The organism is Luteolibacter luteus (assembly GCF_012913485.1).
Lineage (GTDB): Bacteria > Verrucomicrobiota > Verrucomicrobiia > Verrucomicrobiales > Akkermansiaceae > Haloferula > Haloferula lutea.
On the sequence record NZ_CP051774.1, the window covers coordinates 3,546,886 to 3,568,968 of the forward strand.

23 protein-coding genes are annotated in these 22,083 nt (G+C 61.8%); 14 read left to right on the forward strand and 9 right to left on the reverse strand.

What is annotated here, in order from left to right; translation table 11 throughout:
• Window positions 1-29: 29 nt before the first annotated feature.
• Window positions 30-1,484: a hypothetical protein gene (locus tag HHL09_RS26410; RefSeq protein WP_205760848.1), complete on the reverse strand. Its 1,455-nt coding sequence runs from the start codon at window positions 1,482-1,484 to the stop codon at window positions 30-32.
• Here HHL09_RS26410 and HHL09_RS14710 point away from each other — a divergent pair.
• The 4 genes from HHL09_RS14710 (at window position 1,483) to HHL09_RS14725 (ending at window position 6,785) form a co-directional block, all read left to right on the forward strand.
• Window positions 1,483-2,286: a glycosyltransferase family 2 protein gene (locus tag HHL09_RS14710; RefSeq protein ID WP_169455385.1), complete on the forward strand. Its 804-nt coding sequence runs from the start codon at window positions 1,483-1,485 to the stop codon at window positions 2,284-2,286. The two genes, HHL09_RS26410 and HHL09_RS14710, sit on opposite strands and share 2 nt — an antisense overlap.
• A gap of 42 nt (window positions 2,287-2,328) precedes the next feature.
• Window positions 2,329-3,249, forward strand: a complete 921-nt coding sequence (locus HHL09_RS14715; protein ID WP_169455386.1) for a glycosyltransferase — start codon at window positions 2,329-2,331, stop codon at window positions 3,247-3,249.
• A 115-nt stretch (window positions 3,250-3,364) separates the two neighbouring features.
• A complete protein-coding gene (locus HHL09_RS14720) occupies window positions 3,365-4,768 on the forward strand; it encodes a sugar transferase (RefSeq protein WP_169455387.1) in 1,404 nt (467 codons plus the stop codon).
• Window positions 4,769-4,790: 22 nt separating this feature from the next.
• Window positions 4,791-6,785 (forward strand): O-antigen ligase family protein, encoded by a 1,995-nt coding sequence (locus HHL09_RS14725; RefSeq protein WP_169455388.1) that lies wholly within the window; start codon window positions 4,791-4,793, stop codon window positions 6,783-6,785.
• Window positions 6,786-6,797: 12 nt separating this feature from the next.
• On the opposite strand, the gene HHL09_RS14730 is transcribed toward HHL09_RS14725, so the two are convergent.
• Together HHL09_RS14730 and HHL09_RS14735 are read right to left on the reverse strand one after the other, a co-directional pair.
• Entirely contained in the window at window positions 6,798-7,547 is a 750-nt protein-coding gene (locus tag HHL09_RS14730) for an exosortase-associated EpsI family protein (protein ID WP_169455389.1), read from the reverse strand.
• A gap of 10 nt (window positions 7,548-7,557) precedes the next feature.
• Window positions 7,558-8,526, reverse strand: a complete 969-nt coding sequence (locus HHL09_RS14735) for an exosortase/archaeosortase family protein (RefSeq protein WP_169455390.1) — start codon at window positions 8,524-8,526, stop codon at window positions 7,558-7,560.
• An 80-nt stretch (window positions 8,527-8,606) separates the two neighbouring features.
• Here HHL09_RS14735 and HHL09_RS14740 point away from each other — a divergent pair, with 80 nt between their 5' ends.
• The 5 genes from HHL09_RS14740 (at window position 8,607) to HHL09_RS14760 (ending at window position 11,771) form a co-directional block, all read left to right on the forward strand.
• Window positions 8,607-9,533 (forward strand): ribose-phosphate diphosphokinase, encoded by a 927-nt coding sequence (locus HHL09_RS14740; RefSeq protein ID WP_169455391.1) that lies wholly within the window; start codon window positions 8,607-8,609, stop codon window positions 9,531-9,533.
• 109 nt (window positions 9,534-9,642) lie between these two features.
• A complete protein-coding gene (locus tag HHL09_RS14745) occupies window positions 9,643-10,227 on the forward strand; it encodes a 50S ribosomal protein L25 (RefSeq protein WP_169455392.1) in 585 nt (194 codons plus the stop codon).
• Between the two features lie 70 nt (window positions 10,228-10,297).
• Window positions 10,298-10,885 (forward strand): aminoacyl-tRNA hydrolase, encoded by a 588-nt coding sequence (gene pth, locus HHL09_RS14750; RefSeq protein WP_205760849.1) that lies wholly within the window; start codon window positions 10,298-10,300, stop codon window positions 10,883-10,885.
• Between the two features lie 13 nt (window positions 10,886-10,898).
• The gene (rpsF, locus tag HHL09_RS14755) at window positions 10,899-11,186 is read left to right on the forward strand and encodes a 30S ribosomal protein S6 (RefSeq protein WP_169455393.1); all 288 of its coding nucleotides are present in this window, start codon (window positions 10,899-10,901) and stop codon (window positions 11,184-11,186) included.
• Window positions 11,187-11,264: 78 nt separating this feature from the next.
• Window positions 11,265-11,771: a single-stranded DNA-binding protein gene (locus HHL09_RS14760; protein WP_169455394.1), complete on the forward strand. Its 507-nt coding sequence runs from the start codon at window positions 11,265-11,267 to the stop codon at window positions 11,769-11,771.
• Between the two features lie 455 nt (window positions 11,772-12,226).
• Here HHL09_RS14760 and HHL09_RS14765 read toward each other — a convergent pair whose 3' ends face one another.
• Both HHL09_RS14765 and purE read right to left on the reverse strand, forming a co-directional pair.
• A complete protein-coding gene (locus HHL09_RS14765) occupies window positions 12,227-13,390 on the reverse strand; it encodes a 5-(carboxyamino)imidazole ribonucleotide synthase (protein ID WP_205760850.1) in 1,164 nt (387 codons plus the stop codon).
• 63 nt (window positions 13,391-13,453) lie between these two features.
• Window positions 13,454-13,948 (reverse strand): 5-(carboxyamino)imidazole ribonucleotide mutase, encoded by a 495-nt coding sequence (gene purE, locus HHL09_RS14770; RefSeq protein WP_169455395.1) that lies wholly within the window; start codon window positions 13,946-13,948, stop codon window positions 13,454-13,456.
• A 169-nt stretch (window positions 13,949-14,117) separates the two neighbouring features.
• Between purE and HHL09_RS14775 the strand changes: the two genes are divergently transcribed.
• The 4 genes from HHL09_RS14775 to HHL09_RS14790 all read left to right on the forward strand — a co-directional run bounded on the left by HHL09_RS14775 (window position 14,118) and on the right by HHL09_RS14790 (window position 18,043).
• Window positions 14,118-15,080, forward strand: a complete 963-nt coding sequence (locus HHL09_RS14775) for a homoserine kinase (protein WP_169455396.1) — start codon at window positions 14,118-14,120, stop codon at window positions 15,078-15,080.
• Between the two features lie 19 nt (window positions 15,081-15,099).
• Window positions 15,100-15,612, forward strand: coding sequence for a hypothetical protein (locus HHL09_RS14780; RefSeq protein ID WP_169455397.1), 513 nt, complete (start codon window positions 15,100-15,102; stop codon window positions 15,610-15,612).
• A 30-nt stretch (window positions 15,613-15,642) separates the two neighbouring features.
• Entirely contained in the window at window positions 15,643-16,944 is a 1,302-nt protein-coding gene (gene thrC / locus HHL09_RS14785; protein ID WP_169455398.1) for a threonine synthase, read from the forward strand.
• 85 nt (window positions 16,945-17,029) lie between these two features.
• Window positions 17,030-18,043 carry a sialidase family protein gene (locus HHL09_RS14790; RefSeq protein ID WP_169455399.1) on the forward strand — a complete coding sequence of 338 codons (1,014 nt, stop codon included), beginning with the start codon at window positions 17,030-17,032 and terminating at the stop codon, window positions 18,041-18,043.
• Between the two features lie 3 nt (window positions 18,044-18,046).
• Here the strand turns inward: HHL09_RS14790 and HHL09_RS14795 are convergent, their stop codons facing one another.
• Genes HHL09_RS14795 through rpe form a run of 4 tightly spaced genes read right to left on the reverse strand, consistent with a single transcriptional unit; the run spans window position 18,047 to window position 21,169 of the window.
• Window positions 18,047-18,613, reverse strand: a complete 567-nt coding sequence (locus HHL09_RS14795; protein WP_169455400.1) for a hypothetical protein — start codon at window positions 18,611-18,613, stop codon at window positions 18,047-18,049.
• A 55-nt stretch (window positions 18,614-18,668) separates the two neighbouring features.
• Window positions 18,669-19,514 (reverse strand): peptidylprolyl isomerase, encoded by an 846-nt coding sequence (locus HHL09_RS14800; protein WP_169455401.1) that lies wholly within the window; start codon window positions 19,512-19,514, stop codon window positions 18,669-18,671.
• A gap of 3 nt (window positions 19,515-19,517) precedes the next feature.
• On the reverse strand, window positions 19,518-20,453 hold the full coding sequence (locus tag HHL09_RS14805; protein WP_169455402.1) for a hypothetical protein: 936 nt from the start codon (window positions 20,451-20,453) through the stop codon (window positions 19,518-19,520).
• A 47-nt stretch (window positions 20,454-20,500) separates the two neighbouring features.
• Window positions 20,501-21,169 (reverse strand): ribulose-phosphate 3-epimerase, encoded by a 669-nt coding sequence (gene rpe, locus HHL09_RS14810; protein WP_240963637.1) that lies wholly within the window; start codon window positions 21,167-21,169, stop codon window positions 20,501-20,503.
• 106 nt (window positions 21,170-21,275) lie between these two features.
• On the opposite strand from rpe, the gene tadA reads away from it, so the two are divergent.
• On the forward strand, window positions 21,276-21,794 hold the full coding sequence (tadA, locus tag HHL09_RS14815) for a tRNA adenosine(34) deaminase TadA (RefSeq protein WP_277349116.1): 519 nt from the start codon (window positions 21,276-21,278) through the stop codon (window positions 21,792-21,794).
• The last annotated feature ends 289 nt before the right edge of the window (window positions 21,795-22,083 follow it).

Consider the following 22,083-nt stretch of genomic DNA (forward strand, 5'->3'; position numbering starts at 1 on the left):
TTTGGCGCTCCCCGGTATCCAAGGTGGGATCAAGCGTCGGAGGCCGGAGACGGGAGCACCGGGGCTTCCGGTTCGCGCTGCCACTTCGCGAGGAGCTTCGAAAACCAATGCCACACTGCGATGCCGGCCAGCACCGCCGCACCGTCGAAGGCCAGATCAATGATGTCTCCACCATCACTGCCGAAGCCGTAAGCCCATTGGGAAAACTCCGAGAGAATGCCCAGGGCAAAGGCCGGCCAACCCGCACGGCTGCTTCCGGTTAAAAGGGCGATCAAGGTGGTTAGCCCGGCGAAGGCCAGCAGATGGATCGGCCGCTTTAGCCCCGGCAGGTGATTCAGGAACCAGCGGACTGGTCCCCCGCCCAGGCGTGCAGGCTTTGCCTGACGGGTTGAGCCGGATGCTTCCGCGACAGGCGTTTCTGGAGTGCTTGGGGAGGCAGGAGGGGGGGCGGCTGCTTCAGCGGGTTCCGGCGTAGCTGCCACCGTGGGCGGAGCTTCAGCGGGTGCCGGAATGGTTGCCACCGCGGGCGGAGCTTCGGCGGGAACAGGGACAGGTGCAGGGGCGGGAGCTTCGGCCACGGGCGGAAGCGCCGGCTCAGGAGCCGGAGGAGGCACAGGCTTCGGTGCGGGCACGGGAATCGTGGAGCCATCCAGATGCTTCACCGGAAAGGGTTTCCCGAGCGGGTGCCACGGGATCCAAGGACCGGGAAAGGAAGAAACCCATGCAAAGCCCACCCATAGAGCCGCGGCGATCGCAATGCGGGGCAGCGCCACGGGCGTCTTCACCACCCAGCGGCGCAGGGCAAAGCCGATCAGGCCGAGCCAGGAAAGCAGCAGCAAGGCAAGCATCCAGCCCAAGCCCGGCCTCAGCTCCGCGGGCTGCATGCTGAAGGAGTGGACCTTGAAAACGCCTGCGGAGCCGCGGTTCTCGATGATGAGCCAAGGCAAAGTCCCGTCCCGTGCCAGAGGTAACATCACGTCCTTGGTCTGCCTCCCTTGATCGCCGGAGCCGGACCATAGCGGCAGATATCCTTCTGCCATCTTCCCTTGATGGTCGAACCACATCAGGAAAATCCTGGCGTCTTCCCAAGGATGATTTCCCACCACCACCCCTTGGGCGGAAACATCAAGCGAGACATGCGCATAGCGGGCAGGCGGTGGCTTGATCCAGCGTAGCTCGATGCGTGGCACCTCTTTGGCCGCCTCTAACACCGCGGTCTCGCCCTCCTCCCGCAGCACCCCCACCGGTGTCCGCGACACTTCCCGTGGCGTGTAATGCAGGTCCACGGCAGGGACGCCCTTGGCAGCCACGAAACTGGATTGCCAGAGCGCCCAAGAGAGCGTGGCGAGGATCAGGGTGGCTAGGGTGAATCCCGCACTGGCGGCAAAGCGTCGCACGCCCGAAGAAACGGGAATTTCCCCGCCCGGGAAAGTGGAAACCGGCTTGTCACGGCCCCTGATCGCATTTGGAAGTAGTTCGCGCATGGATTTCACCATCATCACCGCGAATCTGAACCACGGTCGCTTCCTGGCGGAGTGTTTGGAGAGCGTGGCCGTGCAGACGGGCGTATCGGTGGAGCATCTGGTGCTCGATGGCGGCTCTACTGATGACAGCGCGGCCATCACCTCGCGCTTTCCTCATGCCACTTGGTCCCAGGAGCCGGACAAAGGCATGTCCGATGCCATCAACAAGGGCTTCAATCGTGCACGTGGAGAATGGGTGATCTGGCTGAATGCCGACGATCGCCTGAAGCCAGGCGCCCTTGCCGCGATCAAGCAGGCCGCGCGGCAGACCACGGCGGATATCATCTATGGTGATTACGATTTCATCGATGAAGCCGGTGCTTTCCTCCGCTCGGTCAAGGTTCCGGGTTGGTCTCCTTTCGTAAACGTCCATCATCACTGTTACATCGGGTCGACCGCCTGCTTCTTCCGGCGGGAGACCGTGCTTCAAGCGGGGCACCGTCTGCGGGAGGACTTCCACTGCGTCATGGATGGCGAGTTCTATGCCCGCTTGCACGTCAAGGGGATGAACTTCCAACACCTCCCCGTGCAGGTCGCCGACTTCCGCCTTCACGGAGACAACATCTCCCAGCGCTATCTCGGCAAGACCCGTGACATGGACATCATCCTCAAGGCGGAACGCCAGCACGTCGAATCCCGCGCCATCCGTCGCGCCTATGGCCTGACCCTCTTCGACGATCCCTACCTGAATGGCCTAACAGACGGCATATTGTGGATCGTGGCCCGCGCTTGGAAAGGGGTGCTGCGGGTGGGCTTGAGGTGACCGTGCTTGAAAGGCGGCCGGAATGATGCGGAACTCGCACCGTTGACTTCGCCCCGCATTGCCGCCGTCTTCGCCTGCTACAACCGGCGCTCGACCGCCTTGGAGTGCGTGCGCCGTTTACAAGTTCAGACCCGCCCGCCGGATCTTGTCGTCGTCGGGGATAATGCTTCCACCGACGGCACTCCCGATGCCCTGCGCGAGCTCGCTTGGGGACCTCTCACCGTGGTCGATACGGGTGACAATCTCGGCAATGCCGGAGGCGTGCGCGTGGCCATGGACCATGCCTTTGCCCTCGGCGCGGATGCCGTCTGGATCCTCGATGACGATTCGTGGCCGCGCGAGGCAGCCCTTGAGGCCCTGCTGGCGGGTGGCTTCGATCCCCAACGGGTGCGCCACAGTCTCCAAATCGATCCCGCCGGAGGCCGCTATTCCTGGCCACTTCCCATCCGGGAGGCTTCGGGAAAATGGCACACTATCCGACATCCCGGCGAGTGGCCGGGCGGCGAGCGCGCGGAAAGCCGGGCCTCTTGGACCGGAGCCATGATTCCCCGCGCCGCCTGGGAAAAGGCCGGCCCCGTTCTTGGTGAACTCTTCATCCGCGGGGAAGACGAGGAATATCCCCGCCGTCTGGCAGCCGCCGGCTTCCGCTTCGAGGCGGTGCGCGACTCCATACTCGATCACCCATCTGCCAAAAACCTTCGCCGCTGGGTCATTGGCGGGAAGGAATTCTGGTTCGAGACCGGCCTGGAGGACTGGAAATTTTACTACGAAGTCCGGAACACCATGTGGCTGATGGAGCGGGAAGGCTCGATGTTTAAAGCGTGGGCGATCGCTCTCCTCCATGGCTGGGCTACCTTGCTTCACGACGGTTGGTCGCCTTCACGCTTTGCGACTTGGCGTGCGGCGGTGAGTGATGCCAAGGCTGGTCGGCTCGGTCGGAGGGACGCCTTGAAACAGCTCTAGGGCAGGAAAAATGCCCCGCTCCGTCCCCTAAAAGAGCACGGACCGTCACGGACTTGGGCTTGCCTTGGCCCGGCCGATTCCCTTTTATCAAGGCCCTGCCCCATCTGTTTACTGCATGCCCGTAGGCCGCAAAGAAGCATTCTCGATCCAATTGCTCCAACTGCTGGACGCAGGATTGGTCTGGCTGGCCTTCTGGGCGGCTTCATGGTTCCGCACCCCGATCCGTGAGGTGGTTCCCGGCGGACCGGAGGGGCCCATGAGCCTTTCCCAGATGAGCTGGGTTCTCTACATCGTGGTGCCATTCACGCCGCTGGCCCTGGAGTTTTTCCAGTTTTACACCCGGCCACGCACCAAGACCGCACTCCAGGCCTTCAGCCAGCTTTTCAAGGCGCTGCTCTTCATGGCCTTGGCCATTGGCATGATGGTGGTCTTTGCCCAACTCTCCGGCGCCAGCCGTCTCATCCTGGGCATGGGCGGGCTGCTGACCTTCTTCGTTCTCCTCGCCCGGGACCGCCTGCTCCATTCCTACCTTCGCCAACAGGAGCTGAAGGACTACGCCAAGGAGCGCATCATCCTCGCCGGTTCGGATGAGGAAATCGATAACTTCCTCAACGGCGTGGATGCCGAAACCCAAGGGCTTTGGAAGATCGTGGCGCGCTTCAACCTTTCGGAGCGCCCCGTCGATGAGCTCTACACGCTCCTGAAGGAAGGCTCCGTCGAGCGCGTGATCTTCGCGGTCCGGGATACTGAATTCGGCAAGGTGGCAGAGGGCGTGGAAGCCTGCGAACTCCAAGGTGTCGAGGCATGGATTGCTGCAGCCTTCATCCGCACCCAGATCGCCCGTCCTACTTTCGATCTCGTGGGCAGGCAGCCGATGCTCGTGCTACGCTCGACTCCCGAGCTCTCTTGGGAACTCGCGATGAAGGCGGTGCTGGATCGCGTCGGTGCCTTCTTGATGATCCTCATCACCTCGCCACTTTGGATCATCGCCATTGTGGGCATCCGTATTTCCAGTCCGGGTCCGGTCTTCTTCCGCCAGCGTCGCGCCGGTCGCTACGGCAAGCCATTCCGGATGTGGAAATTCCGCACCATGGTTCCGGACGCGGAGGCCCTCCTCGCCAAGACCAAGGAAGAGCACGGCAATCACATGGAAGGCCCGGTCTTCAAGCTCGACCGCGATCCCCGGGTGTTCCCCTTCGGTGCTTTCCTGCGCCGCAAGAGTATCGATGAATTGCCCCAGCTTTTGAATGTCCTGCGCGGCCAGATGAGCTTGGTCGGACCCCGGCCATTGCCTCTCTACGAGGTGGATGCCTTCGAAAAATCCGAACATCGCCGCCGCCTTAGCGTGAAACCGGGCATCACCTGTGAGTGGCAGGCGGGCGGACGGAACACGATCACCAGCTTCGAACAATGGGTGGAGATGGACCTTCGCTACATCGACAACTGGTCGCTGTGGCTCGATATCAAGATTCTGCTCCGGACGGTTCCCGCGGTTTTGCTGGGACGCGGTGCCAACTGAAGTGGATAAAGGCGGGGTGTTGATGCAAGTGATCTCAGGCATTGGCTTCGCCGTCGCGCTGGCCTTGGCGGTTTCCCTCGGCGGGCAGACCTTGGACTACACGTGGGGGCCGGCCTTTCTGGCGCTGGTCGTTGCGCTCCTCGCGAGCATCCCGCAGGCGTGGAAGGCACGGCGCGGACCCGGCACTTGGATCCCGGTGGCAGCTTTGGCCTTAGCCTGCGGGTGGATCCTTTGGCGCTGCTCCGGCAGCCCGGTCCGGGAATTCGGGCGCTCCGATGCGCTGCTCGTCGTGGGGATGGCTTCGACCGCTTTCTGGGGAATGTTGGTACGCCCGGGCGGGCCCGCGATCCGGATTGCCATGGCTTCGCTCGCGCTTCTTGCGTTTGCGAACTTGGGGATCGCCTTGGTCCAAGTCGGGGATCGGTCCTTTGCTTGGCCCTTCGCCAGCCGGCCCGGCTTCTTCCCCTCCGGCCTCTTCGGCCACTATAACCACCTCGCGGACTTTTCGCTGGTAGCCGCGATTTTCCTCGCTGCGCGCTTCATCTTCGCGCGGGACCGGCTTCCCGAACGGATCCTCCAGGTCGCCGGCGTGCTCGCCAATGCCGGGTGCGTGTTCGTCTCACAATCGCGGGGCGGCATCGTCTCGCTCTGTGCGGCTTCCTTCGCGCTGGTCGTGCTCATGGCCTTGGTGGCTTGGCGTGACAAGTCGCCGAAGCGGAAAGGCCTTACCGTGCTGGCAGTCGCCATGCCGCTCTTCGTGGCAGCGCTTGCCGTACCGGTGCTGAATCGCTTTCAAGAGCGCCGGGGCATTCAGGATGGATCCTTGGAGCGCTTCGCCGACAACAAGTCCCGCCTTCATTCCATCGGCTTGGCCGTGGATGTGACCGCGAACCATCCGTGGGCTGGCGGTGGCAGCCGTGCCTTCGGTTGGGAAAAATACGCCGCATGGAAACCCTCCGAAAGCGGCATGGTCGGCCAGAACGATGACTTCGTGCACAACGAATTGCTGCAAGTCGCGACCGACTACGGCTGGATCGGTGCCGTCCTCGTTGCGCTCGCCGTGTTCTCCGTCTGCCTGGCGGGCTTGGCCGGGATCATGGGCGGAGAAGGAGGGGAGGGGAGAAGAGCCGTGGATGCCCTCGCTTGCGGGGGTCTCTCCGCGATGGTCGGCACCTTGGTCCATTCGAATTTCAGCTTCGTGACCCACACCCTTCCCGGGGCGCTTTACCTCGGCTTGGCCATCGGTTGCGCACTGCCCCGCCGCAAGCTGGACCCGGTAGCGGACTATTCCCTGCGCCCCACGATAGCGGGTGGCCTTCTCACCCTTGCCTCCCTCTTCCTCGTTGCCGCTCTCGGGATCGCGGGGGCCAAGGGCAGCATCGTCTATCGCAGCCTGTGGCCGGTCTTTTTCGGAAAGGAAAATCTCGCGTGGCTCGCTCCCGGGACGTCCTTGGAGAGGGTCCACGGCGCGATGGAGACTTGGCCCGGCTCGGAACTCGCCGGGAGCTACGCAGGGATCGTGCGCGGGGTGTCCCAGCGGCAGGACCTCTTGGAGTCCGATCGGATCCAATGGCTGAACGAGTCTGCAAACCTCTATGGACAGGCCTCGAAGTTGAACCCCTATGACCCCGAATGGGCGGTCAATCGGGCCAATGTCCTTTCAATTCTCGGCCGGAATGAAGAAGCCGAGAAAGAGTTCGAGCGCGCGATCACCTTGGAAGGCGGGATGGAAGGGGTCTTCCGGGCGCGCTACTACTACGCGTGGCACCTTCACAGCCGCTGGTATCGCGCTTGGACGAAGCCGGAAGCCCACAATCCGGATGATATCGACTTCAAGGAACGCCGTGCCAGCGAGGCCTTGGCCGCCTTCCTTCACGCGCGCGAACTCCTGAAGGAAGCTTCCGGGATGACCGAACTCTGGGTCCGCGGGCAGGAAGAAGCCGAATTGATCAAGGGCCTCGAGGAAACCATCGCCTTCCTTGAAGGCGCTCAGGTCAGGCCGGCCCCGCGCCGTTAGGCTCGCCTCTCTTCAATTCGCAGCGATCTGCTGCCAATCGATGTTCCTGGCCACCAGATCGCCCAGAAGCTCGCGGACCAGCTTGTCTGCTTGTTCCAGTGCCGGGGCGGGAAGGGCTCCGGGTTGAGGTGCTTCGGTGACGTCACCCTTGAACTCCGTGCTCACTGTCACATAGGCCCATTTCTGGGCCTCGCCTTTTTTCAGGCGATCCTTCATGTCGATCTTGGTCCGCTTCGAGTGGTCGTCGGTCACCACCTCGTGGCCCACGAAGAAATACATCGTCAGGAAATTGCGCGTGACCGCTTCCTTGGTGCCCTCGATCAGGTCCTTCTTCCGCGAGAGCAGGCATCGCACTGGGATCGCACGCTGGCCGGGGATCTCCAGGACGGACATCTGTTCGTCATAGATCTTATGCCCTTGGGCCGGCATGCAGCGTTGCGGACGGTGAATGGAATTCGCCAGGTCGTAACCGGACATCACGATCGAAATATCGGCGATCGCCTCCACGTCGGAACGCCCGGTTAGGAAATCCCAGCTTCCCGGCTTGAACTTCACGCACAGCGCTTTCGAAAAGCGCGTGTCTGAAGCCAGCGACTCCCGCTCCTCCTTGGACGCCTCCCGCGGATGGGTATCCCATGCTCCTAGCTTCGTCGGGATCTCCATGCCCATTGCCGATTCCGTCAGGCGGAGAGGGGGCAGGAAGTAAATGGTGGAAAGCCCCAGGCCGAGGATGGCCGCCAGAATCCATGAACGATGCTTCATCAGGTCTTCCTCAGTTTGCTTCGGCTTTCTGGACCACCACCGTGCGGACCTGCTTCTTCCGCGGGCGGCGCCATGGAACCCCTTGCTCGAGCGCCGAGTGGACGATCATCAGCAGGACCAGGGAGATGGGATAGAAGATCACCAGGCCGGACCAGTCGTGCCAGGTATTCGCCGCGAACTCCGGGTCACCGTATTCGGCGATCACGAAGATCGAGGTGAGCCGCATCATGTTGCCCAAGATCGCCAGCGGGAAAGCCGCCAGGCAGAGCAGGGCCTTCTTCCACAGGGAGACCTTTGCGATGTAGGCCCAGACGGAGGAGATCATGATCAGCGCCATCAGCGAGCGGATGCCGCCGCAGCCTTCGTCGATCTTCAGCGGTGCCCAGCGGTCGTTGGCGGAAAAGATCTGGGTGCCCTGCACCACCGTTTTCACGCCGAAAAGGTTCGATCCCCATTGGGCCAGCTTCGTGGCCATGATCTGGAGTTTCGTGGTTGCCTGTTGGAATTCAGGTACCGGGATCGCCAGCCACAGGAAGAAAAGCGGGAAGAAGGTCAGCCGTGCCACTTGCCAGCCCCACAAATAGAGCGTGGAGCCCCAGAGAATCATCGGGAGTCCGCCCACCGAGAGACGGGCTTGGCCACAGCGGTGACCCGCCACGAAAAGAGCGATCCCCAGGAAGAGTATGGGAAGCCCCCACATGTTGGAGGAGGATACCGCGGCGAGCCGGCGCAGGTTCTTCCATTGCCACGCGATCAGACCGATCATGATCACCGGCACCAGATAGCCGTGCTCATAGTCGGTCTCCTTGTTCCAAGTGCTTTCCAGCCAATAGAGCGGCGAGCGGTGGCCGCCATTGCCGAAGCCGGGAACCACGAAATAGAAAATCGCGATGATCAGTCCGCAAAGCACCGGACCGAGCCACGACGGAACACCCTGATTTCCGGCGGCGGGAGAGGCTTGCGATTTCGAGCTTTCCATCTTTCGTCGGGATGCAGGGTTGCCGATCCGGCTTGGACTGTCAACAATCCCGGCCCGCCGCCCGTTGCCCCGCACTTTTCATGAAACTCATCAGTGGTACCGCCCACCGCGCACTCGCCGAGCGCATTGCCGAAAATCTTGGTGCTCCGCTTGCCGATGTCCATGTCACCGCCTTTCCCGACGGTGAAACTTTCGTCAAAATCAACGAGAACATCCGCGGGGATGATGTCTTCATCGTCCAGCCCAGCTGCCCGCCGACGAATCACAACATCATGGAGCTGCTGATCATGGTGGACGCCGCTCGCCGCGCCAGCGCGGGCCGGATCACCGCCGTGATGCCCTTCTTCGGATACGCCCGCCAGGACCGCAAGGACCAGCCGCGCGTCCCCATCACTGCCAAGCTGGTGGCGAACTTGCTGACTTCCGCCGGCGTCGGCCGCGTCCTGACCATGGACCTCCACGCCCCGCAGATTCAGGGTTTCTTCGATATCCCGGTGGACCATCTCTATGCCAAGCCGGCGCTGATCCACTACCTTCGGGAGCGCCATCCCGATCCCTCGAACATCACCGTGGTATCCCCGGATGTCGGCGGCGTGAAGATGGCCCGGTCCTATGCCGAGGCACTCGGTGCCGATCTCGCCATCGTGGCGAAGCATCGCGTCAGCGCCACCCGTGTGGAGGCTACGAACGTGATCGGTGATGTGGATGGCCGGGATGTGATCCTGGTTGATGACATGACCGAGACCGCCGGAACGCTTACCGCAGCCGCGGAGATCCTCGGGAAAAACGGGGCGAAGCGAATTTTTGCCGGGGTATCCCATGCCGTGCTCGGCGATTTGGGCCGCGAGCGGATCAAGAATTCCGTCATCGAGGAGATCATCACCACCGATTCCGTGCCCCAAGCCACTGGCGATAAGGTCCGCGCGGTCGAAATTGCACCCCTTATGGGAGAGGCGATCCGCCGTATCCATGAGGGCCAATCGGTGACCTCCCTTTTCGACCTCTGATTCCGGAAGCGAACAAAATTTTGACAAACCGGGAAGCGCCCGCTACAGACGCCGCCCCCGGCCGCGGAAATGCCTCGGTCGGAACCTGAATTCTCAAGCCCTTTTCGTCATGGCCAAGAAGCACGTCCTCAAAGCCGAACCGCGCCAACGCACCGGTTCCGGAGTCCTCAAGCAAATGCGCCGCGAGGGCTGGGTCCCCTCCGTGATCTACGGACGCGGCTCGGAAAACAAGAACCTGAAGGTCGATGCAAAGGCCTTCGACGAGTTGCTGGCCCACGCCACCTCGGAAAACATTCTCCTCAACCTGGATCTCGGTGGTGTGAACCAGCTGGCCTTCCTCCAAGCCGTCCAGCACGACGCGCTTTCCGGCAAGGCTCTCCACGTTGACTTCCTCGCCATCGACGAGAAGACCGAAATCACCGCCCACATCCCCGTCCACCTCACCGGCGAGCCTGCCGGCGTGAAGGCAGGCGGCATGCTGGAGCAGCTCAGCCACAACCTCGAAGTCCGCTGCGCCGCTGCTGACCTTCCGGAAGTGCTCGAGTTCGATGTGACCGGCCTCAACGAAGGTGATTCCCTTCACATCGGCGACGTCAAGCTGCCGGCTGGTGTAACCGCGACCCACGCTGCCGAAGTTGTCATCGCTCACGTGGCGAAGACCGCTGCCGCGGTTTCCGAGGCAGCTGGCGCCTGAGTTTGATTTTTTCAGATCGCAGAAGCCCGGTCCGCTCCCGCGGTCCGGGCTTTTGTTTGAAGGCCTTTCCGTGGATTCCGGACCCTCCATCCCTCTGATCGTCGGCCTCGGCAATCCCGGCAGGCAATATGAGGGCACGCGCCACAACGTCGGCTTCATGGTGCTCGACCGCATGGCGGCCCAAGCGGGGGCGGTCTTCGAGTCCCGGCCGAGATGGCAGTCCCACGTGGCGAAGCTGCCCGGCAGCGGGATCCTGCTGGTGAAGCCCCAGAGCTTCATGAATCTGAGCGGCCGCCCGGTCCGGCAGATCGCTAGCTTTCACAAGTGGGGCCCGGAGCGGGTTTTCGTGATCTATGACGATGTTGCGCTGCCGCTCGGCAAGTTGCGGATCCGCGAGAAGGGCAGCGCGGGCGGCCACAATGGGATCAAGTCGATGATCGAGCATTTCGGCTCCGACAATTTCCCCCGTCTCAAAATTGGAATCGGGGGTGCCGAGCCCGGAAATATGACCGGCCATGTGCTCGGAAATTTCCGGGAAGAAGAGCGGGAACTGCTTGAAAACACGCTTGCAAGGGCCGTGGACGCTGTGCAGCTTGCGCTCTCCCAAGGCCTCGGCCCCGCCGCAAATTTTTACAATAGTAGCAACGGAACACCCTAACAACCTCCATCAGATGAGCAGGAAATACGAAGGACTGATTGTCCTGAACACCAAGTCGATCGAAGGCAGCGTCGAAGATCTCGTCACCGCCGTGAGCAAGGAAATCGAAGCCGAAGGCGCGAAGCTGGACGAAGTGCAGCAGCTCGGCCGCAAGAAGTTCGCCTACAACTCCCGTCACCTCGAGAGCGGCCACTACGTGAACTACTTCTTCAAGGCTGAACCGGCTGCCATCGACCGCATCCAGGCCAAGCTCAAGCTGAACGGAAACGTTCACCTGCAGCACTTCCAGCGCGTGGCTTGATCCAGTTTCAGGGAGCTGTTCAAGGGAACGGCTTCCGGCTTGCCCTTCCTCCCCGGTTCTCCCTAGCCTCGCTCTGCCATGGCCAATCTGAACAAAGTCCTGCTCCTCGGAAACCTGACCCGCGACCCCGAGGTGCGCTATACGCCCAAAGGCACTGCCGTGGGTGATCTGGGAATCGCCGTGAACCGGCGCGTCTCGGATGGCAATGGCAACTGGTCCGACGAAGTGACCTTCGTGGATGTGACCGTCTGGGGTACCAATGCCGAGAACGCTCAGAAATTCCTCACCAAGGGCCGCGGCGTCTTCATCGAAGGCCGCCTGCAGATGGATACTTGGGAGGACAAGCAGTCCGGCCAGAAGCGCAGCAAGCTCAAGGTCGTCGCCGAAGTTCTCCAGTTCCTACCCGATGGCAAGGAACGCGCGGGCGGCGGCGGTGGTGGTGGCGGTGGCTACCAGCAGCGCGAAAGCGGTGGTGGCGGCGGCGGAGGTGGCTACCAGCAGCGCGCCGCATCCGGTCCCCCGCAGGGCGGCTCGCCCGCTGATTCGGGTGACTACCACGACGAGGACGACGACATCCCGTTCTGAGATTTCGAAAACGGCCGGGCGAAAGTCCGGCCTTTTTCTTTTCAAGATGGGGGCAACTCCAAGGGAAGAGGCGGGCACCCTCGGCCGACCGGGGGGGGCAGGGCTGACCGGGGTGAGACAGGGCCGACCGCTTCGTCTCCGGATCAATCTGGCGCTCTTGGGATCGCCAGCGACCCGGCTCGCAGAGCGGTCCTCAATAACAGTTATTTCTCCAGGTTGCTTCGTCTCCGCTTTGTCTGAGCCTGGCAGTAGAAAAGCTACCTGCCACATGTGCGAAGCTCGCCTCCAGCGTGCTTCCTACCCCTCGTTCCGCTGCTCCCGGATTCTTCCCCTTCGATGTTCAACGTTGGGAGTTCCATGTTCGACGTTCGCCTCCCATCGAGCCTGTTAATTTCCCTGTTATAACAGGCGGAACAGGCGCCGGAATCCGGAGCTTCCCGACCCCGGAAAGCTCCTCAGAACGCCCGGCCCTTCCCCAGCAGCTCCGCCTTGATCGCGGAAGCCCGCTGCAAGCACTCGTCCGCTTCCGCACCGAGGAAATTGGCATGCCCCATCTTCCGTCGTCCGATCGCGCGACGCTTCCCGTAGAGATGCAGGAATGCCGACCCATCCTCGAACAACGGAGTCCAATCCGGTGCCTCGCTCTCGCCGGGCCACATGTCGCCCAGCAGGTTCAGCATCACCACCGGAGACAGAAGTTTCGGCGAGCCGGCAGGCATCCCGCAAGTCACCCGGACCTGTTGCTCGAATTGCGAGGTCGCACAGGCATCCAGCGTGTGGTGGCCGGAGTTGTGAGGGCGCGGAGCCATTTCGTTCACCAGCACCGAGCCATCCTTCAGGTAGAAGAATTCCACGCCCATGATGCCGGTGTAATCGAGCGCTTCCGCCACGCGGCAGGCGATGATCTTTGCCTCCGCAGCGACCGCCGCGCTCACCCGAGCCGGTACGATCGAGACATCCAGAATGTGATGGCGATGGCGGTTCTCCGCAGGATCATAGGCCACCAGCGATCCATTGCTGGAACGCGCAACCATGACCGAAAGCTCCAGCTCGAAAGGAATGAAGGCCTCCAGCACTGCCCGGTCCGTGCCGAAGTTTGCCCACACGTTTGCCAGATCCTCGCCGCCGTTCAGTTTCAGCTGCCCCTTGCCATCGTAGCCGAAAGCGGCGGTCTTCAGCACGGCAGGCGTGCCGATTTGCTGGACGGCTGCCGCGAGCTCTTCGGCGGAGGCCACCACGGCGAAGGGGGCGCAGGGGATGCCGTTCTGCTTGAGGAAATTTTTCTCCCGTTCGCGATGCTGGCAGATCGCCACCGCATTGGGGGAAGGATGCAGTGCGATTTTTGCGGCCACCGCTTCCAAGGTCTCGCGCGGGATGTTTTCAAACTCCACGGTCGCCACCACCGCCTTGGCCACGAACTCCTCAAGAGCCTCGGGAGAATCGAAAGGCGCATCGATCGCCTCGTCCGCCACGACGATCGCGGGGGCTTCGAGGCCGCCGGTCCACACCAGCGTGCGATAGCCCATGCGGCGGGCTGCCATGCAAAACATGCGGCCGAGCTGGCCGCCGCCGAGGATGCCGAGCACGGCGCCCGGAGCGATGACTGAAGATGGATTCACGGATGCGTTGGAGACGGGGGAGCCACGGAATACACGGAACTCCCGGAAAGAAAAAAGCCAGAATCAGCCCAGTTTCGGCAGCTCGGCGGCTTTTACGGTGTCATTCTGCTTCTTGCGGAAGGCCTGGAGCTTTTCCAACAGCCCCGGATTTTCGCCCGCCAGCATCGCCACGGCGAAGAGCGCCGCATTGATCGCCCCGGCCTTTCCGATCGCGAAGGTCGCCGTCGGGATCCCGCCCGGCATCTGGACGATCGAGAGCAGGGAGTCCATGCCCTTCAGCGCGTGGGATTCCACCGGGACACCCAGCACCGGCAGATCGGTGATCGCGGCGGTCATCCCCGGCAGGTGAGCCGCCCCGCCCGCACCGGCAATGATCGTTTTCAGGCCGCGGCCACGGGCTTCCGTCGCATACGAGAAAAGCTTGTCCGGCGTCCGGTGGGCGCTGACGACCTCCGCTTCCCACGCCACGCCGAAGTCTTCCAGCGTGCGTGCTGCGTGCTCCATCGTCGGCCAATCCGACGTGCTACCCATGATGATGCCGACGAGGGGCGTTGCCATGCGGGAAAGGCAAGACAGAAGACTTGAAGACGCAAGACCCAAGACTGGAAAATCTCCGCTAGCGGGAGCTGCAAGTCTTTTGTCTTCTGTCTGAAAGCCTTCCGTTCCTCCTTGCTGACCTTATTCGCGCTCGCCCCTGGCCCGCTCCCCTGCTACCCCCCGCGCGCTCATGTTGAAGGAAGCCATCCAGGAAGTCCGCGTCTTCGCACCCGCGACCGTTGCCAATGTGGCCTGCGGTTACGACGTGCTCGGATTCGCGATCGATGCCCCCGGGGACGAAGTCGTCGTCCGCCACTGCCAAAAGCCTGGCCTTCACATTACCGCGATTACCGGTGACGAGGGCAAGCTGCCGAAGAATCCGGAGAAAAACACCGCCGGCGTGGCCGCGCTGGACCTCCTCCGCCACCTCGGCATGACCGATCTGGGGATCGAGATGGAGATCCACAAGAAGATGCCCTTCGGCTCCGGTCTTGGTTCTTCCGCCGCCTCGGCCGTGGCCGGCGCCTACGCCGTGAATCGCCTGATCGGCGAACCGCTTTCCAAGAAGCAGCTCCTCCCTTTTGCGATGGCCGGTGAAGCCTCCGCCGACGGTGCATGGCACGCGGATAACGTGGGCCCCTGTCTCCTCGGTGGCATCGTTTTCATCCGCTCAAATGACGAATTGGATGTCGCCCAGCTTCCCGCCCCGAAAAATCTTTGGGCCGCCGTGGTCCATCCGGACATCGAGGTCCTCACCAAGGTCGCCCGTGAAATCCTCCCGAAGGACATCCCGCTGGTGAATGCCACCCAGCAGATCGGCAATCTCGGTGGCCTGCTCTGCGGCATCATCCAGGAAGACTACGGCCTCATCTCGCGCTCCATCCACGATGTGATCGCGGAGCCGCGCCGCCAGAAGTTGATCCCGGAATTCTACAAGGCGAAGCGTGCCGCCCTCGCGGCCGGCGCCCTCGGCTTCTCAATCTCGGGTGCGGGCCCCAGCGTCTTCGCCCTCTGCGAAGGTGAGGAGTCCGCGAAGAAGGTCGGTGATGCAATCTCCAAGGTCTTCTCCGCCATCCCGCTGGGGAACCAAGTCTACATTTCCCGCATCAATCCTCACGGCGTCCACGTCGTGGAGGAGAAAAAGTCGAAGTGATTCCAAGTCCGCAGTGATCATGAAGCTGTTCAGGGTTCTCCTTATTGTCCCCTTCTTGGCCTCCTGCGTACCGAGCGCGACCAAGGAACTCACGCGCAGCGCGGGAGATGCCAAGACGCTCCAGTCGTATGCGATCCTGCGACCGAAATGGCCGGATCCGATGAAGCCGGAGCTGAGGTTTGACTCGGTCCGGACAGCGGTGAACCAGACCACGGCTCGCGAGAGCCGGGGCATCCACGGTAGCCCGCTCTCCGATATCGGGAACATGGGACTGATTCTTGAGCCCGGCCCTTGTGCCATCCACGTGAGATCCGGGGCTCCTCCCCTGACCTCTTGGGGCACTATCGAATTCACCGCGCAGAAGGGGAAAATCTACCGCTTCCGTGCCATGATCGATCCGGCACTCAAGGGCATGGATGATACCCATCTGTGGGAGCTTTACGAAGAAGACACCAACAAGGTGATCCTCCGCCGCGAAATGAAGGCGAGCTACACCTCGCCGGTGATCATGCCTGTCGTTGTCGCGCGATAGCCGCAGCGGGATCCCAATCCAAGCGTCAAGATGCTTTACCACTCCACCAACAATCCCGCCCACCGGGTCGATCTCAAGGAAGCGATCCTGCGCTCCTTGCCGCCGGACAATGGCCTTTACATGCCGGACACGCTGCCGGTGCTGGGTTCCGATTTCTGGTCGATCTGGCGGGAGCTTTCCTTTCAGGAAATCGGCTATGCGGTGGCAAAGGCGTTCTTCCATGAGGATGTCCCCGCGGCAGCCCTGAAGGAGATCGTGGAGGGCACGTTGTCCTTTGATGCGCCGGTGGTCATGTTGGCTCCCGGAGATCACATCCTGGAGCTCTTCCATGGGCCCACGCTTGCCTTCAAGGATTTCGGTGCCCGCTTCATGGCCAGGTTGATGGCCTGGCTGGTGCGCGGCGATAACCGGGAGCTGACCGTGCTTGTCGCGACTTCCGGTGATACCGGTGGTGCCGTTGCTTCGGCTTTCCACCGGGTTCCGGGCACGCGGGTCATCATCCTCTATCCGAAGGGCAAGGTTTCCGGCCTGCAGGAAAAGCAGCTCACGACGCTCGGCGACAATATCACCGCCCTCGAAGTCGATGGCACCTTCGACGACTGCCAGCGCCTGGTGAAGTCCGCCTTCCTCGATCGCGGGATGTCGGAGCGCATGAACCTGACCTCGGCGAACTCGATCAATCTGTCGCGCCTCGTTCCCCAGAGCTTCTATTATATCCATAGTGCCCGCCAGCTTGCGGAGGGAGTCGAGCCTGCCTTCGTGGTGCCGTCCGGGAATTTCGGGAATCTCACCGCAGGACTCCTCGCCGTGCAGCTCGGTCTGCCGGTGAAGAAATTCATCGCCGCCACCAACGCGAACGACGTGGTTCCCGCCTACCTGAAGAGCGGCGATTACCAGCCGCGTCCGAGCACCGCCACGATCTCGAACGCGATGGATGTGGGAGCGCCCTCGAATTTCGCCCGCATGCAGGCCCTCTTCGGGAATTCCTGGGAAGCCATGCGCGGCAAGATCGAAGGAATGGCTTTCACCGACGATCAGACGCGGGCTGCGGTGCGCGAGGTGAAGGTGCTCTACAATTACGAGATCGACCCGCACGGTGCTGTCGGTTGGCTCGCGGCCCGCAAGTGGCGCGCTGCCAACCCCGGAAATCCGACCATCACCCTCGAGACTGCCCATCCTTCGAAATTCCTCGATGTGATGGAGCAGGAGATCGGCAAGGGCGCGGTGGAAATTCCCGAGCGCCTCGCCATCCTCGCCGACCGCGAGAAGGTGGCCCATCGGCTTCCCGCGGACGAGGCGGCCTTCAAGGCTTGGCTTGAGGCGCAGGCCTGAAAGTGGCTCCCGCCGCCTGTTACGAAAGAATTGGAAAAGGGGTGTCGTCTTGCGAGAGCGGGGACTTTGTCCTCGTTCCGTGGATATGAAAAAACGCCTCGTTCCGGTTTTCGCACTGATTCATGCGGCATCCGCTTCGCCGCTCATCAGCTCGGGGTTCATCTACCCTGAAGACGGCAAGCCGACACCCCAATGTCACGCCTCGACGATTGCGGAGGGAAAGAACGGGCTGGTGACCGCATGGTTCGGCGGAACCAAGGAGGGTGCCAACGATGTCGGAATCTGGGTCTCTATGTTTGATGGCCAGGCATGGGGCAAGCCGGTCGAAGTCGCGGAAGGCAGGGATGCCGCGGACATACAAGTGCCGTGTTGGAACCCGGTCCTCTTTCAACCGAAGTCCGGGCCGTTGTTGCTTTTCTACAAGACCGGCCGCCAGATCCGCACTTGGCAGACGGAGCTCAGAACCTCGGCGGATGGGGGAAGGACGTGGAGTGAGGCGAAAAAATTGCCCGACGGAATTTGCGGGCCGGTAAAAAACAAGCCTGTCGAACTAGCGGATGGAACCCTGCTCTGCCCTACCAGCGACGAGCCGGCGAAGGACCGCTGGCTGGTTCATTTCAGCACCACCACCGATCTCGGAGAGACTTGGACCAAGACTGCACCCTTGAATGACGGGAAAGAGTTTAATGCCATCCAGCCGACGATTCTACGCCATCCGGGAGAGAAGCTCCAGGCGCTCTGCCGAACCAAGGAAGGGGTGATTGCCGAAATCTGGTCGGAAGATCAGGGCAAGACTTGGTCCGGTATGAAGGCAACGAGCCTGCCGAATCCGAATTCGGGAATCGATGCTACGACCCTTGCCGACGGTCGCCATGTGCTGGTCTACAACCCCGTGACCAAGGGGCGTTCACCGCTCGTCGTCGGCCTCTCCAAGGAGGGCAGGGAATGGAAGCAAGTCCATGTCCTCGAAGATCAGCCCGGCGAGTATTCCTACCCTGCAATCATTCAGGCGAAGGATGGAACCATTCACGTCACCTATACGTGGAAGCGCCTGCTGGTGAAGCATGTCATGCTCGATCCCGCGAAGCTGGATTCCTGATTCTCAGAGAGAGTCGAGGAACTCGGGCGAGCACCCTTTCAGGGAAAACCATCCGTCCTTATATTTTTTCACGGTCACCGGATTGAACATGAGGCTGCCAATCAGGCCTCCCAGTGCGATCACGATACCGGCGAAAATGGGCATCACCGCGGCATCTCCATTCAACAAGGAGCCTCCAATGAACGCGACGCCGATGCCTGCCAGCATTACGCCCAAGGCGACGAGGCGTTTTTTCGCCAGTCGCCCCCGCGCATCCTTGCTGAGGCTATAGGTAATCTTTGCCTTCTTTTGCAGGACGATGGAGAGAAGGAGGAAGGGCAGGAGGCCGAAAAAGATGAAAACGAAAATCCATGGAGGGGTCCAAGCCAGAGGCCTGAGCTTGCGCCAACCTTTTGCATCAACCTCCTGATTGGTATGAACGCAGCGTGGCGGAAGTTCGGCTCCGTCCCGAATGACCAGCAATTCTCCATCCCGGAAGTAGAAGGGTGCGTTCGGGCCGGTCAGGTTGATCGCAGCCACGTCCTGCACGCCGGGGGCCTGGTAGGGGTTGGGTTGGGCGGTCGCCTCCATGCTTCAACTTGTCAAAGGAGCCGCGGCGGTGACGAGGAAATTGATATGTCTTTTCTTACGCCCGCTCGATCGTTGCGCTTTCCCGGAGCTTCGATGCGAGATCCTTCAGTGCCTTGAGGCGGCGGGCGTGTTCCACTTCCTCGCGGATGCTGTCCTTCACCTCTTCAAAGGGTTGAATTGATACGGGTCGAACTTCGACAGCCTTCACCAGGTGAAGGGCTTGCTCGTAGAAGAATACCGGGCTGACCTCGTCTTCGCGCAAGGAGAAGAGCATTGCCTCGAAGGGATTGAAGATACGCTGCTGCTCGATCCAGCCGAGATCGACTTCGCCGCCGCGCTTTTTCGTGTTCTCTTTTGCCAAGGTGTCGAAGTCCTCCCCGACGTGGGAGCGACGACGGAGATCCAACATCGCCGCGTAATCGTCCCAGGGATCGGCGGCCTCCGGGAAGCGGACGAGATGAAGCGCGCGCACAGCGGGAGGGGTGCGGAAGCGGCTGATGTTTTCCTGATACCACTTCTCCAGATCTTCTTCGGATAGCTCGGGCAAGTCCTGCCAGAGGCCGTCTGTAAAGCGCTCCATCTTCAGCCGGGAGATCGTTTCGGCGCGCAGCGATTCACGCTCCGCGTCCAGCAGCTCCCAAGAGGCACCGTGCTTCCGCCATTGGCGAAGGGTGTCCTCGAAGGCGCTGCGGACTTCATCCGCGGAGGGATTTTCTGTCCGCTGCTCGGCTTCCTGGGCGAGGAGGATGCCATCGATCACCTCCTCTTCCGCGCGTTCACGGAATTCATTGTCCCGCTCGCAGCAGGAGACCTCACTCAACATCTCGGCTTCCGCCTTCAGCCGCGCGAAGGCATCCTCGATCAAGCCAGGGTCGGCCGTCTCCCCATTGATTCGAAGCATGGGCTAGCGCTTGTTGAGGTTCGGCGGGGGTGCCTGTTCGATCACGGTCAGACGGGAATTCAGGATCGCCCGATACTGCGCGAGTTGCCCGGGGGTGAGGATATCGCCGAGTTGGGAGATCTTTTGCTCCATGTCCTTGCGCCGGGCCTCGGTCTGATACCTGAAAATCGTCTGCGGATCCTTCATGGCTTCCGGGTCATTGAGCAGGGGGCCCATATCGTCGAGCATGTCCGAGTCTGCTCCGCTGAAGACGCTGAAGGACTCCGAGAGGATCTGCCAGCCTTCCGGCCGCTGCTTGTAAGCCTCTTTGCTGCCAGCCAGAAATGCCGCCATGGATTTCTCCCGCTGTTCGGGAGAAAGGTCGATCTGGCGGCTCAGATCCGACAGGTCGGTGAGGGCGCTCGCTTGGATGGAGCCTTCCTCCTCGCGCGCTATCTTCGCTTTCAGCGCGTCGTATTGCTCGGGATCCAGCACTTTCTCCGCCTCGCGCATGAAGAGGCGCTCTGCGTCCGCGGCTGCGGCGACTACCTCCGAAACCGGGCGTCCGCTCCCGGCCAAGCTTTGGAATGCTTCCATGCGTCCGGTGGCCAAGGCCTCGATCGCATCTTTCTGCTCCTGGCTAAGTCCCAAGGCCTCGGTGAAACGGGTAAGCCGGCCTTTAAAGGTGCGGCCACGGGCAGCTTCGATACTCCTTCGCGAATCCATCCGATTCGAAGACTTCTCCGGGTCGGCCGTAGCGGATTCCGGATCCATCACCGGGCCGCGAGGTTTGAGGACCAGATTGTCCTTCCGCTCGTGCGACTTGCCGCCGGCCACCTGCCCGGACTCCCCGCTTCCCTTGGACGAGGCATCGCCGGCCGTTCCGGCAGGCTTCAGCAGCCAGCCGAGGGAGAATCCTGCCAAGGCGGTGAAGGTGGCGATGAGGACAGTCGGTTTCATGTGTCGGGCATGGAGATAGCGCCGCCGGGCACCCGATTCGTCGGGAATCAAGCCTCGCGGATGCTCTTGATCGCGGCGGCCATATCCGGCGCTTTGAAAGTAGAGGAGCCCGCGACCATCACGTTGGCACCGGCTTTTGCGCAGCGCGCCGCGGTCAGGGCATCGATACCGCCGTCCACTTCAATGTGATAGGAAAGGCTGTGCTCCTCGCGGTAGCGAACGGCTTCCTCGATCTTCGGGAGGACCTCACCCATGAAGGCTTGGCCGCCGAAGCCTGGAACCACGGTCATACAGAGCAGCAGGTCCACGTGGGCCAGATATGGGATAGCCTCGGAGAAGGGGGTTGCCGGGTTCAGGGCCAGTCCGGCCTTGCAGCCTGCTTCCTGGATTTTGCGCAGAGTGCAGCCAACATCGTGATCCGCCTCCACATGCACGGTGATGAGGTCTGCTCCGGCAGCCACGAAGCGTGGCAGGTAGTGGTCCGGGCGGGATACCATCAGGTGCACATCCAGATAGATGTCATTGGTCTCATGCACCGCCTGCACCATTGCGGGACCGAAGGAAATATTGTCCACGAAGTGACCATCCATCACGTCCAGATGCAGCCAGTCGGCTCCGGAGTGGATCGCGCGGGTGACTTCCTCCCGGACGCGGGAAAAATCGGCGGCGAGCAGGGATGGGGCGATGACTCGGTCTCGGCAGGTCGGCGGGATCACGGGCGGGACGGTAAGTCGGCAGCGCGAAGTTCCAAGTGCCAAGAAAGACAGGCTGCGGTGGAATTTGGCGCTTGGAAACCTTACCCTGCACCTGCCTCCTTGGTCCGTGGAGCCGATCATCGACCTCGTCAGCGACGAATTTTTCATGGGCCAAGCCATGCGTGAGGCCCGGAAGGCCTATGCCGCCACGGAGGTGCCAATCGGCTGCGTGATCGTGCGGGAGGGAAAGATCATCTCCCGAGCGTGGAACCAAGTGGAAACCCTGAAGGACGCCACGGCCCATGCGGAAATGCTCGCGCTCACGGCGGCGCAGCATGCGCTGGGCGACTGGAGGCTGGAAAAGTGCACGCTCTACGTGACGAAGGAACCCTGCCCGATGTGTGCGGGTGCCATCGTCCACTGTCGACCGGAGCGTGTCGTTTTCGGGTGTCCGGATCCGAAGGCCGGAGCGGCTGGCGGGTGGATCAATCTGCTTGAGTCGAATCCGCCGCTGAACCACCGCTGCGATGTCACTGCCGGGGTGATGGGGGAAGAGTCGCTTTCCCTGATCCAAGGATTCTTCCGGGAGGCGAGGGAGCGGAAGAAGGCGGGGGAGGAGAAGGCGCGACCGCCTTCCGAGGGTTGAGGAGTTGCGATGGGGGCCCATGAGGGCGTTGAAATTTGCCGCCTGTTATAACTGGGAAAATAACAGGTGGCAGGGAAGGGGAACATCGAACATCGAACTTCCGGCATCGACCACCGAAGTGGGAAGTCCGAGCGGAGTGGAACGGTGTGCGGAAAGCATGTTGATGGGAAATTTGGCGCATGGGGGGTTTGGGTTCTACTGCCAAGGTTGACCGAAACGGGGACGGGAGAAGTTAGGAGCCTTGGGCTTTCTTCCGGCCACCTCGCTGGAGCTTTCCTTGGATAGAGAG